This window comes from Streptomyces sp. NPDC002701, from assembly GCF_042889045.1.
GTDB lineage: Bacteria > Actinomycetota > Actinomycetes > Streptomycetales > Streptomycetaceae > Streptomyces.
On the sequence record NZ_JBIAQL010000002.1, the window covers coordinates 693,641 to 705,713 of the forward strand.

Annotated in this window: 9 protein-coding genes and 1 pseudogene; 7 read left to right on the plus strand and 3 right to left on the minus strand. The window is 70.3% G+C overall.

All coding sequences use genetic code 11. The features are described 5' to 3' along the window. Positions 1-107: 107 nt before the first annotated feature. The 5 genes from ACFYXC_RS07305 (at position 108) to ACFYXC_RS07325 (ending at position 6,518) form a co-directional block, all read left to right on the plus strand. Positions 108-1,124, plus strand: coding sequence for an ABC transporter substrate-binding protein (locus ACFYXC_RS07305; protein ID WP_389547944.1), 1,017 nt, complete (start codon positions 108-110; stop codon positions 1,122-1,124). Positions 1,125-1,256: 132 nt separating this feature from the next. Further along, a complete protein-coding gene (locus ACFYXC_RS07310) occupies positions 1,257-2,795 on the plus strand; it encodes a sugar ABC transporter ATP-binding protein (RefSeq protein WP_389547947.1) in 1,539 nt (512 codons plus the stop codon). Further along, the gene (locus tag ACFYXC_RS07315) at positions 2,792-3,889 is read left to right on the plus strand and encodes an ABC transporter permease (RefSeq protein WP_388905263.1); all 1,098 of its coding nucleotides are present in this window, start codon (positions 2,792-2,794) and stop codon (positions 3,887-3,889) included. The genes ACFYXC_RS07310 and ACFYXC_RS07315 overlap by 4 nt, the downstream gene beginning before the upstream one ends. Beyond that, positions 3,889-4,911, plus strand: coding sequence for a galactofuranose ABC transporter, permease protein YjfF (gene yjfF, locus ACFYXC_RS07320; RefSeq protein ID WP_389547951.1), 1,023 nt, complete (start codon positions 3,889-3,891; stop codon positions 4,909-4,911). The genes ACFYXC_RS07315 and yjfF overlap by 1 nt, the downstream gene beginning before the upstream one ends. A 179-nt stretch (positions 4,912-5,090) precedes the next feature. Next, a complete protein-coding gene (locus ACFYXC_RS07325) occupies positions 5,091-6,518 on the plus strand; it encodes a family 43 glycosylhydrolase (RefSeq protein ID WP_389548423.1) in 1,428 nt (475 codons plus the stop codon). 3 nt (positions 6,519-6,521) lie between these two features. On the opposite strand, the pseudogene ACFYXC_RS07330 reads toward ACFYXC_RS07325, so the two are convergent. Then, a pseudogene (locus tag ACFYXC_RS07330) lies at positions 6,522-7,412 on the minus strand (DMT family transporter); the annotation flags it as partial. A gap of 68 nt (positions 7,413-7,480) precedes the next feature. Here ACFYXC_RS07330 and ACFYXC_RS07335 point away from each other — a divergent pair. Continuing rightward, positions 7,481-8,335 (plus strand): LysR family transcriptional regulator, encoded by an 855-nt coding sequence (locus ACFYXC_RS07335; RefSeq protein ID WP_388905267.1) that lies wholly within the window; start codon positions 7,481-7,483, stop codon positions 8,333-8,335. 11 nt (positions 8,336-8,346) lie between these two features. On the opposite strand, the gene ACFYXC_RS07340 is transcribed toward ACFYXC_RS07335, so the two are convergent. Beyond that, positions 8,347-9,783: a sensor histidine kinase gene (locus ACFYXC_RS07340; RefSeq protein WP_389547954.1), complete on the minus strand. Its 1,437-nt coding sequence runs from the start codon at positions 9,781-9,783 to the stop codon at positions 8,347-8,349. Continuing rightward, positions 9,780-10,532, minus strand: a complete 753-nt coding sequence (locus ACFYXC_RS07345; RefSeq protein ID WP_389547957.1) for a response regulator transcription factor — start codon at positions 10,530-10,532, stop codon at positions 9,780-9,782. The genes ACFYXC_RS07340 and ACFYXC_RS07345 overlap by 4 nt, the downstream gene beginning before the upstream one ends. 192 nt (positions 10,533-10,724) lie before the next feature. On the opposite strand from ACFYXC_RS07345, the gene ACFYXC_RS07350 reads away from it, so the two are divergent. Continuing rightward, the gene (locus ACFYXC_RS07350; RefSeq protein WP_389547961.1) at positions 10,725-12,065 is read left to right on the plus strand and encodes a ferric reductase-like transmembrane domain-containing protein; all 1,341 of its coding nucleotides are present in this window, start codon (positions 10,725-10,727) and stop codon (positions 12,063-12,065) included. Positions 12,066-12,073: the final 8 nt, after the last annotated feature.

Below are 12,073 nucleotides of genomic sequence, written 5' to 3' on the forward strand. Positions count from 1 at the left end.
GGCATTTCGAACAATGATCGACAGGCTGGACATGTCGGGGCGTGTCCGACGAGCACCAAGCGCGTACCAGCAGGCCCCTCCGGGCCCGCTCTTCAAAGGAGAAGAACATGCTCAACAGAAGGAACTTCCTCACCGCGGCGGTCGGCGTGGCGGCCGCGGGCGGCCTGGCGGCCTGTGCCAAGGAGGACGACAGCTCCTCCGGCTCCTCCGACTCCGGCAACGGCGGCGGTGGCAAGAAGATCACTCTGGGCTTCGCGCAGGTCGGTTCGGAGAGCGGCTGGCGCACCGCCAACACCAAGTCGGTCAAGGAAGCGGCCAAGGACGCCGGTTACACCCTCAAGTTCTCCGACGCGCAGCAGAAGCAGGAGAACCAGATCTCGGCGATCCGCAGCTACATCGCGCAGAAGGTGAACGTCATCGCCTTCTCGCCGGTGGTCGTCACGGGCTGGGACGCGGTGCTCAAGGAGGCCAAGAAGGCCAAGATCCCGGTCATCCTCACCGACCGCTCCATCGAGACCTCCGACGACTCCCTGTACGTCTCCTTCATCGGCTCCGACTTCATCGACGAGGGCCGCCGCGCGGGCAAGATGCTGGAGACGGTTCTCCAGAAGGCCGGCCACAAGGGCCCCGTGAAGATCGCCCAGCTGGAGGGCACCACCGGTGCCGCCCCGGCGCTCGAACGCGCCAAGGGCTTCAAAGAGATCATGGACGCCGACCACAAGGACGACTGGAAGATCGTCGCCAGCCAGACCGGTGACTTCACCCGCGCCGGCGGCAAGCAGGTCATGGCGGCCTTCCTGCAGTCCAGCCCGGACATCAACGTGCTCTACGCGCACAACGACGACATGGCCCTCGGCGCCATCCAGTCCATCGAGGCGGCCGGCAAGAAGCCCGGCAAGGACATCCTGATCATCTCGGTCGACGGTGTGAAGGACGGCTTCGTCGCGATGTCCGAGGGCAAGATCAACGGCATCGTGGAGTGCAACCCGCTCCTCGGCCCCCAGCTGATGGAACTCGTGAAGAAGGTCAACGACGGCGAGACGGTCGAGCGCCGTATCAAGACCAAGGAGGGCGACTTCCTCCAGGAGCAGGCCAAGGACGCGCTCCCGACCCGCAAGTACTGACGTACGCGACCGACCGCACCCACCGCCAGGGAGCCTCCGTCCGGCCGAACGCGAACGCACCTCGGCCCAGGGGGCTCCCTGCGGGCCTGACGACCATCCGGGCCAGAACGAAAATCCATGAGGAGCGCTGCCATGGCAGAGCCGCTGCCCGTCCTGGAGATGACGGGCATAGTCAAAGAGTTTCCGGGGGTACGGGCTCTGTCGGGTGTCGACTTCCGGCTCTTCCCCGGCGAGATCCACGCCCTGCTCGGCGAGAACGGCGCCGGCAAGTCCACCCTGATCAAGGTGCTGACCGGGGTGTACTCCCTGGACGGCGGCACCATCACCCTGAACGGCACGTCCGTACGGTTCCACAGCCCGTCGCAGGCCCAGCAGGCCGGCATCAGCACGGTCTACCAGGAGGTCAACCTCTGCCCCAACCTGTCGGTGGCGGAGAACATCTTCATCGGCCGCGAACCCACCCGCTTCGGCCGCATCCAGTGGAAACGGCTGCGCCGCGAGGCCGCCGAACTCGTCGACCGGCTCGGCCTCGACATCGACGTCACCGCGCCGCTGTCCTCGTACCCGCTGGCCGTGCAGCAACTGGTCGCGATCGTACGGTCGGTGGGGACCGGGGACAGCGACGGCCCGGAGTCGGGCACCAGGGTGCTGATCCTCGACGAGCCGACGTCCAGCCTCGACCGCGACGAGGTCCTCGAACTCTTCGCCCTGATGCGGCGGTTGAAGGGCGAGGGGGTGGCGATCCTGTTCGTCTCGCACTTCCTCGACCAGATCTACGAGGTCTGCGACCGGATGACCGTCCTGCGCAACGGCGCCCTCGTCGGTGAGCACATGGTCCGCGACCTCGACCAGGTCGGCCTCGTCCAACTGATGATCGGCAAGGCCCTGGACCAGCTGGAGGAGCTGCACGACCACCAACTCCACGCCGGCGTGGGGGAGTCACTGCTCACGGCGGACGGTGTCGGCCGGGTCGGCGGCATCGCCCCCTTCGACCTGGAGATCAAGAAGGGCGAGGTCGTCGGACTCGCCGGACTGCTCGGCTCCGGCCGCACCGAACTGGCCCGGCTGCTCTTCGGCGCCGACCAGCCGGACAGCGGCAGGGTGACCATCGCCGGCAAGCAGGTCCCGATGAGCGCCCCGAACGACGCGATCGCCGCCGGCGTCGCCTTCTGCTCGGAGAACCGCAAGACCGAAGGACTCGTACCGGACCTGACCGTGCGGGAGAACATCATCCTGGCGCTGCAGGCCGCGCGCGGCTGGACCCGGCCCATCCCGGTCGCCCAGCGCGACGAACTCGTCGCCCAGTACATCAAGACCCTGGACATCCGGCCGGCCGACCCCGAGGCGCGGGTCGGCCGGCTCAGCGGCGGGAACCAGCAGAAGGTCCTGCTCGCCCGCTGGTTGATCACCCGGCCGAAACTGCTGATCCTGGACGAGCCGACGCGCGGCATCGACATCGGCGCCAAGGCCGAGATCCAGAAACTGGTGGTCGCGCTCTCCGAGGAGGGCATGGCCGTGCTGTACATCGCGGCCGAACTGGAGGAGATCCTGCGGCTGAGCCACACCATCGGCGTGCTGCGGGACCGCAGGCTCGTGGCCAGGCTGGCCAACGGGCCCGAGATGACCCCCACCCGCATCCTGGAGACCATCGCGAGCGGAGAGCACCAGTGACCACCACTCCCCGATGGCGAGCGCTGACACACCATCATCTGTTCTGGCCGGTCGCCGTGCTGGTCCTGCTGCTGCTCGTCAACGTCCCTTTCACGCCCGACTTCTTCTCGGTCAACATGACGGACGGCCACCTCTACGGGAGCCTCGTCTCGATCGTGCTGTTCGGCTCCCCCCTCATCCTGGTCGCCGTCGGCATGACCCTCGTCATCGCCACCGGCGGCATCGACCTGTCCGTCGGCGCCGTCGTCGCGATCACCGGGGCGCTGGCCTGTTCGTACCTCAGTGACCAGGCCGACCAGGCCGCCGTCTCCGGGGTGCTCCTCGCGATGGGGCTCGGCCTGCTGGCCGCGGTCGTCTGTGGCCTCTGGAACGGCTTCCTGGTCGCCCGGATGGGCATCCAGCCGATCATCGCCACCCTGATCATCATGGTCGCGGGCCGCGGAGTCGCCCAGCTGATCACCGACGGGCAGATCATCACCGTCAACAGCGAGCCGTACAAACTGATCGGCGGCGGCTACTGGCTGACGCTGCCCTTCTCCATCTTCGTGGTGGCCGTCGTGGTCGCCGTCACCGTGGCCCTGACCCGCCGCACGGCGCTGGGCCTGCTCGTCGAGTCGGTCGGCGGCAACGCCGAGGCCAGCCGCCTGGTCGGCATCCGCTCCCGGCGCATCAAGATCATGGTGTACGTGTTCTGCGCGCTGTGCGCGGGCATCGCGGGCCTGATGATCAGTTCCAACACCTCGGCGGCGGACGGCAACAACGCGGGCCTGTGGATCGAACTCGACGCGATCCTCGCCGTGGTCATCGGCGGTACGTCGCTGCTCGGCGGCCGGTTCTCCATCGGCGGCACGGTCGTCGGCGCCCTCGTCATCCAGACCCTCACCACCACGATCTACACCATCGGCGTGCCCACCCAGACCAACCTGGTCTTCAAGGCCGCCGTCGTCATCATCGTCTGCCTGATGCAGTCCCCGAAGTTCCGCGCCAAGGTGTTCGGCGGGCGTCTCGGCGGCAGGCGGGGTGCCCACCAGGCCGCGGCTCCGGCGGACACCGCCGCGCAGCCCGAGGCCGTACGCAAGATGGAGGTGTCGTGATGACCACGACCACCCGCAGGCCCGCGGAGCCGGAGACCCGGACACCGGGCAGGGCCGCGCGCGTCCTCGGTGACCGCCGGCTGCCCGTCCTCGTGACGGCCGGGCTCTTCCTCGTGATGTACGCGATCGGCCTGAGCCGGTACCAGAACTTCGGGTTCGCCGAGACACAGGTGTTCCTGAACCTGTTCATCGACAACAGCTACCTGCTGGTCGCCGCGGTGGGTGCCACCTTCGTCATCCTCTCCGGCGGCATCGACCTCTCGGTCGGCTCCGTCATCGGCTTCACGACCATGTTCACCGCGTGGCTGGTGGAGCGGCAGGGGCTGCCCCTCGTGGTCGTCATCCCGATGGCGCTCGCGGTGGGGGCCCTCGGCGGCTTCCTGATGGGGTACGTGATCCAGAACTTCGAGATCCAGCCGTTCATCGTGACGCTCGCCGGGCTGTTCCTCTTCCGTGGTCTGTGCCTCGTCATCAGCAAGGAGTCGATCTCCATCGGGGACTCCTCCGTGAGCAGCATGGCCCAGGCCCAGGTGTCCCTGGGAGGGGCGTTCCTGTCCATCGGCGCCATCGTGGCGCTGGTGGTGCTGGCGGCGGCGTTCTACGTCCTGCACTACACGCGCTTCGGACGGCGGGTGTACGCCATCGGGGGCAACGAGCAGTCGGCGCTGCTGATGGGGCTGCCGCAGGGCGGTACGAAGATCGCCGTCTACACGATGAGCGGCTTCTGCTCGGCGCTGGCAGGGCTGTTGTTCACCCTCTACATCCAGTCCGGCGACCCGTTGCACGCGACCGGCCTGGAGCTGGACGCGATCGCGGCGGTCGTCATCGGCGGCACGCTGCTGACGGGCGGGTCCGGGTATGTGGTGGGCACGCTGTTCGGCGTCCTGGTGCTCGGCCTGATCAAGAGCCTGATCCAGTTCGAGGGCACGCTCAGTTCGTGGTGGACGAAGATCGCGACGGGTGTGCTGCTGTGCGCGTTCATCCTGATCCAGCGCACGATGACGGCCCGCCGGAGCACTTGACGGGGTTTCCGCCCCGGGCCCCGCATATCCAGGGACCCGGGGCGGTGACATGTCCGAAGCGTTGACGTGTACAGGCTGGGTGCCTATCTTCTGGTCGGAGACACGTACGTCGTCCGAAATTTCGAACGACATGGCGTCCGCCAGAAGGGGAACCCGCCGTGTTCCGTACCCGCCACCTGCTGACCCTCCTCGCAGCCCTGCTCGCCACCCTCGCCACCACGCCCGCGCAGCCGGCCGCCGCCGCCCCCGCCTCGCCCGCCGTCACCTACACCAACCCGGTCGCCCAGCAGCGCGCCGACCCGCACATCCACAAGCACACCGACGGCTACTACTACTTCACCGCCACCGTGCCCGCGTACGACCGGATCGTGATGCGCCGGGCCACCACCCTCCAGGGGCTGGCCACGGCCGCCGAGACCACCATCTGGACCAAGCACGCCAGCGGTGAGATGGGCGCCCACATCTGGGCGCCGGAGATCCACCACATCGGCGGCAAGTGGTACGTCTACTTCGCCGCCGGCGCCTCGAACGACATCTGGAAGATCCGGCCGTACGTCCTGGAGACCAGCGCCGCCAACCCGCTGACCGGCACCTGGACCGAGAAGGGCCGCATCGCCCTCCCGCTGGACACCTTCTCGCTCGACGCGACCACCTTCACCGTCGGCGGCACCCGCTACCTCAGCTGGGCCCAGAACGATCCGGCGGTCGGCGACGGCACCAACATCTACCTGGCCAGGATGTCCAACCCCTGGACCCTCAGCGGCAGTCCGGTCATGATCTCCCGGCCCACCCACGCCTGGGAGAAGATCGGCCACACCGTCAACGAGGGCCCGGCGGTCATCCAGCGCGGCGGCAAGATCTTCATGACCTTCTCGGCCAGCGCCACCGACAGCAACTACTGCCTCGGGCTGCTGACCGCCACCGCCTCCGCCGACCTGATGAACCCGGCCTCCTGGGCCAAGACCCCCACCCCGGTCTTCACCAGCAACACCGCGACCGGCCAGTACGGCCCGGGACACAACACCTTCACCACGTCCGAGGACGGGAAGTCCGACATCCTCGTCTACCACGACCGCAACTACAGGGACATCAGCGGCGACCCGCTCAACGACCCCAACCGCCGCACCCGTTACCAGAAGCTGTACTGGAACGCCGACGGCACACCCAACTTCGGCATCCCGGTGGCCGACGGTGTCACCCCGGTCCGCTTCTCCTCGTACAACTTCCCCGACCGGTACATCCGGCACTGGGAGTACCGGGCGAAGATCGAGCCGAACGTCACCAACCTCGCCGACTCGCAGTTCCGGGTCGTGACCGGCCTCGCCGGCACCGGGACCGTCTCCCTCGAATCGGCGAACTTCCCCGGCCATTACCTCCGGCACCGCAGCAACGGCGAGGTCTGGGTGGACAGGAGCGACGGGAGCGCCGCCTTCAGGGGCGACGCCAGCTTCTACCGCCGGGCCGGTCTGGCCGACGCGTCAGCGGGTGTCTCCTTCGAGGCGTACACCGTCGCGGGCAGCTACCTCCGGCACTACGACTACCTGCTCGTCACGCAGCCGGCCGACACGACGACGGCGAGGGCGGACGCGACGTTCTACGCCGAGTAGCCGGCGGCCCGTGACGACGCTCAGCGCGTTGGCGGCGACCACCGCGCCGACGGCGGCCCACTCCAGCGGCCCCAGGTGCTGGCCGAGGACCACCCAGCCGACCAGGCCGGCCAGCACCGGGTTGACGCTCATGAGGAGGCCGAAGGCCGGGGCGGGTACGCGGCGCAGGGTGAACATGTCCGCGAGGTAGGGCACCGCGGAGGCCAGCACGCCGGCCGTGACGGCGTACGCCAGAGCCGTGGGGGTGGGCGGGTTCCGGAGCGCCAGGACGACGCCGGCCGGCAGGAACAGCAGGGCGGAGACGGCCGCCGCGGCCGCGGAGCCCTGCGCGCCGGGGACGCGGCGGCCCACGGTGCGGTTGAGCAGGATGTACGAGGCCCAGCAGGCCGCGGCGAGCAGGCCGAGACCCATGCCGAGATAGTCCGCCGACGGCTGCGGACGCATCAGCGTGACGACACCCGCCGCGGCGACCAGCGCGCAGCAGGCGTCGACCCGGCGGCGCGCGGCCGAGAGCGCGATGGCGAGCGGGCCGAGGAACTCCAGGGTCACCGCGAGGCCGAGCCCGATACGGTCGATGGCGGTGTAGAGGGACAGGTTCATCGTCGCGAACACCAGGGCCAGCAGCAGGACCGGCCGCCACTGGTGCCCGGTGAACGAGCGCGGCCGGGGTCTCGCGACCGCGAGCAGGACGAGCGCGGCCACGTACTGGCGTACCGCGACGACCCCGAGGGGACCGAGGACGGGGAAGGCCAGCGAACCGATCGCGGCGCCCGTCTGGTTGGACAGGGCGCTGCCGGCCAGGACCAGCAGACCGGCCGGCCGGTGGCCGTCGGGACCGGGCGCCGCGGGAGTGGGCCGCGCGGACGCCGTCGTGGGTGCGGGGACTGCGTGCATGCTCCGATGCTGGGCCGGACGGACCCATGCGCAAAATGCATCACCCGCGTCATCTATACGCTTGAGTCATGGATGTGGAGCTGCGGCAGTTGCGCTGTCTCGTCGCGATCGTCGACGAGGGCGGTTTCACCGACGCGGCGATCGCCCTCGGTGTCTCCCAGGCCGCGGTGTCGCGCACCCTGGCCTCACTCGAACGCGCCCTCGGGGTACGGCTGTTGCGGCGCACCTCCCGCGAGGTGACCCCGACGGCGACCGGCCGGCGGGTGGTCGCGCACGCCCGGCGGGTGCTCGGTGAGGTGGAGGGCCTGGTCCGGGAGGCCGCCTCCGGGCAGGCGTCCCTGCGGATCGGGTACGCCTGGTCGGCGCTCGGCCGCCACACGCTGGCCTTCCAGCGCGGCTGGGCCGCGGCGCACCCCGGGACGGAACTGGAACTCGTGCGAGCCAACTCCGCCACGGCCGGGCTCGCCGAAGGAAGGTGCGAACTGGGCGTGGTCCGGCGGGCGTTGGACGAGCGGCGCTTCGACTCGGCCATCGTCGGCCTGGAACGGCGGCTGTGTGCCCTGGCCGCCGACGATCCGCTGGCCGGGCGGCGTTCCGTCCGGCTCGGGGACCTCGCCGGACGCACCCTGCTCGTCGACCGGCGGACGGGGACCACCACGACGGAGCTGTGGCCCGTCGACGCACGGCCGGCCACCCGCGAGACGCACGATGTCGACGACTGGCTGACCGCGATCTCCACCGGACGCTGTGTCGGGATGACGGCCGAGTCGACCGCGCACCAGTATCCGCGGCCGGGGGTGGTGTACCGGCCGGTGCGGGACGCCGAGCCGATCGCCGTGCGGCTCGCGTGGTGGCGGGATGATCCGCATCCCGCCGCGGCGGCGGTGATCGAGCTGCTCTCGGGGCTCTACCGGCAGGGGTGAGCCCCCGCCCCTCACACCCCTCGCGCCAGCGGGATGCGCAGGGTGAACGTCGTCGCCCCCGGCTCGCTGTCCACCGTGATCGTGCCGCCGTGGGCCCGCACCAGCGAGCGGGCGACCGCCAGGCCGAGGCCGCTGCCGCCGCGGTCCCGGCTGCGGGCCTTGTCGACGCGGAAGAAGCGGTCGAAGACGCGGTCCTGGTCGGCGGCCGGGATACCCGGGCCGCAGTCGGTGACCCGGACGACCGCCGCGCCGGACGCGACCGACACCGCCACGGAGACCTCGGTGCCCGCGGGGGTGTGCACGGCGGCGTTGGTGAGGAGGTTGTCGAGGACCTGCCGGATGCGCAGGGCGTCGAGCCGCAGCCGCACCGGGCCGGTGCCCGCCGTCACGGACAGCGGATGGTCCGCGTGGGTGGCCCGGAACGCGTCCGCCGCCTGTCGCACCAGCTCCGCCAGGTCAGCGTCCTCGAGCCGCAGCGGTGTCTCCACCTCGGCGGCGTCCAGGCGGGCGAGCAGCAGCAGGTCGTCGAGCAGCACCCCCATCCGGGCGGCCTCGGCACGCAGCCGCGCCAGGTGCTTCTCCCGCTCCCCGGGCTCGTTGGCCGCCGCGTACTGGAAGAGGTCCGCGTAGCCGCGTACCGACATCAGGGGCGTACGCAGCTCGTGCGAGGCGTCCGCGACGAAGCGGCGCAGCCGCTGCTCGGCCTCCGTGCGGACGGCCAGCGAGTCGTCGATGTGCTCCAGCATGGTGTTGAACGCGACGCGCAGCTCCTCGACCTCCGGGCCGCCGTTCCCCCGGTCGGCGCGCACCGGCAGCCGGGCCGAGTCGGTGAAGTCGTGCGAGGTGATGCCGCGGGCCGTGTGCGCCATGTCGTTGAGCGGCCGCAGACCCCGCCGCAGCACCGCGCGCCCGGACACCACGAGCGCGAGCACCCCCAGGGCGATGGCGAAGACCTGGACGGTGACCAGCCGGTCCGTGGTCTCCTCGATCTCCTTCAGCGGGGCCGCGGTGACCAGGACCACTCCCGGCCCGATCTCGCAGGCCCGCAACCGGTACGCGCCCTCGTCCTGGATACGGGTCGTGTGGTAGACCTCCTTCGCCCCGTCCCGGGCCAGCGCCTCGGCGACCGCGGCGAGCTGGACGGTGTCCTTGGGCACGTCACTGGGGCGGCGCAGGACGGCGGAGTCGTCCGTGACGTCGTACACGGCGGTGTACCAGCCGTAGTACGGCCGGCGTTCCACCGTGCCGTGCGCCCGGGCGTCCTTGGACTGGGTGACCTGGACCAGCTTCATCTGGTTGTTGAGCTGACGCTCCAGATAACTCCGCATGTGTGCCGTCAGACCCGTGCTGACCACGGTGAAGACGATCAGCGCGAGCACCCCCATGCCCAGCGCGAGCCGGGTGCCGAGACGGAGCCTGCGGTACGCGGCACGGAGGCGGGCGGTCACCCGGCGACCTGCCGCACCACGTACCCGACGCCCCGCACGGTGTGGATGAGCTGCGGCCCGTCCCGTCCCGTGCCGTCGCCGCCGTTGTCGCCGTCTGCGTCCCCGTCCCTGTCTCCCTCACCGTCGCCGTCGAGTTTGCGGCGCAGCCGGCTGATGACCAGCTCCACCACGTTCGAGCGGCCGCCGAAGCCGTACTCCCACACATGGTCGAGGATCTGCGCCTTGGTCAGCACGGTCGGCGACTTGCGCATCAGATAGCGCAGCACCTCGTACTCGGTCGGCGTGAGCGTCAGCAGGCGCTCACCGCGGCGCACCTCGCGGGTGTCCTCGTCCATCGTCAGGTCCGCGACCGCGAGGACGGACCGCTGGAAGCCGGGTCCCGCGCTGCGGCGCAGCACGGTCCGCAGCCGGGCCATCAGCTCCTCCACCGCGAACGGCTTGACGAGGTAGTCGTCGCCGCCCCGGGTGAGCCCCGCGACCCGGTCCGCCACCCCGTCCCGCGCGGTCAGGAACACGACCGGCACCATCGTCCCGGACAGCCGCAGCCGGTCGAGCACGGCGAAGCCGTCGAGCCCCGGCAGCATCAGGTCGAGCACCACGATGTCCGGACGGAACTCGGCGGCCCGCCGCAGCGCCTCCTCGCCGGAGTGCGCGGTGACCGCCTCCCAGCCCTCGTAGCGGGCGACCGTCGCGACCAGGTCGGCGATGGGCGGATCGTCGTCCACGACGAGAAGTCGTACTTTTTCCACGTGCCCATAGTGCTTCACGTGGCCTTCCGCGCCATAGCCGCGGGCATGCCGAGGCCGGATCGATAGACACTTGAAAGTTCAGCGACAGGAAAACGACAGGGTTCGCCAGGCAGGCTCGGAGTCCCAGGACCCGAACCGAGGATCCGAGGACCCCCACGGGGATCCGAGGACCCGATCAAGGAGTTGCCGTCCGTGACGACTGTCCAGACGACCGTTCCCCCGCCGACCGCGGCGGTGCGTCCCAAGGTGGTGGCCCGCACCGGCCTCTACGGCCTGCTGGCCCTGAACGCGGTCGTGGTGACCGTGTTCTTCGTCCAGGCCGGGTTCGCCTCGAACACCCTCATCGTGCTGGGCAGACTCGCCGGGCTGTACGGCGCGCTGCTGATGGCCTTCCAGCTGCTGCTGGTCGCCCGGCTGCCGTGGTTCGACCGCCGTATCGGCATGGACCGGCTGACCTCCTGGCACCGCTGGGTCGGCTTCGGACTGCTGTTCACCCTGCTCGGACATGCCGTGTTCATCACCTTCGGCTACGCCCAGTCGTCCTCGATGGACCCGGTGAACCAGCTCGTGGACCTCGGTGAGACCGTCGAGGGCGTCTTCCGCGCGATCGTCGCGCTGGGCCTGATCCTCGTCGTCGGCGGCGTCTCGGCCCGCTTCGCCCGCCGCAGGCTGGCGTACGAGACCTGGCACTTCATCCACCTGTACACCTACGTCGCGGTGGTGCTGGCGTTCACGCACCAGGTCGCGGCCGGTACGACGTTCACCTCGTCGACCGCGGCCACGACGTACTGGTACGTGCTGTGGGGCGTGGCGCTCGGCGCGGTGCTCGTGGGCCGGCTGGTCCTCCCGCTGTGGCGCAACACGCGGCACCGGCTGCGGGTCTCCGCAGTCGTCCCCGAGTCCGACGACGTCGTCTCCGTCTACATCACGGGACGCGACCTGGACCGGCTGCCGGCCCGCGCCGGCCAGTTCTTCCTGTGGCGGTTCCTCACCAGGGACCGGTGGTGGCAGGCCAACCCGTTCTCGCTGTCGGCAGCGCCGGACGGCCGGACGCTGCGGCTCACCGCCAAGGCGGCCGGTGACGGGACCGCGGCCCTGCGGCACCTGAAGGTGGGCACGCGGGTCTTCGCCGAGGGACCCTACGGCGCCTTCACCGCGATGCACCGCACCCGGCCCGAGGCCGTACTCATCGCCGGCGGTGTCGGCGTCACCCCGATCCGCGCCCTGCTGGAGGAACTGCACGGGCACGCGGTGGTCGTCTACCGGGTGGGCGCCGAGCGGGACGCGGTCCTCTACGAGGAGCTGCGGGAGCTCGCCCACGCCAAGGGCGCCGCACTGCACCTGGTGTCCGGGCCGGTCAGCCCCGACAAGCTGGCACCGGCGGAGCTGGTGCGGCTCGTGCCGGACATCGGGGACCGTGACGTGTTCCTGTGCGGGCCGCCTCCGATGATGAACGCGGTGCTGGGCAGCCTGCGCGAACTCGGCGTGCCCAAACGGCAGATCCATTTCGAGCGCTTCAGCCTGGCGGGATGAGGAAGACA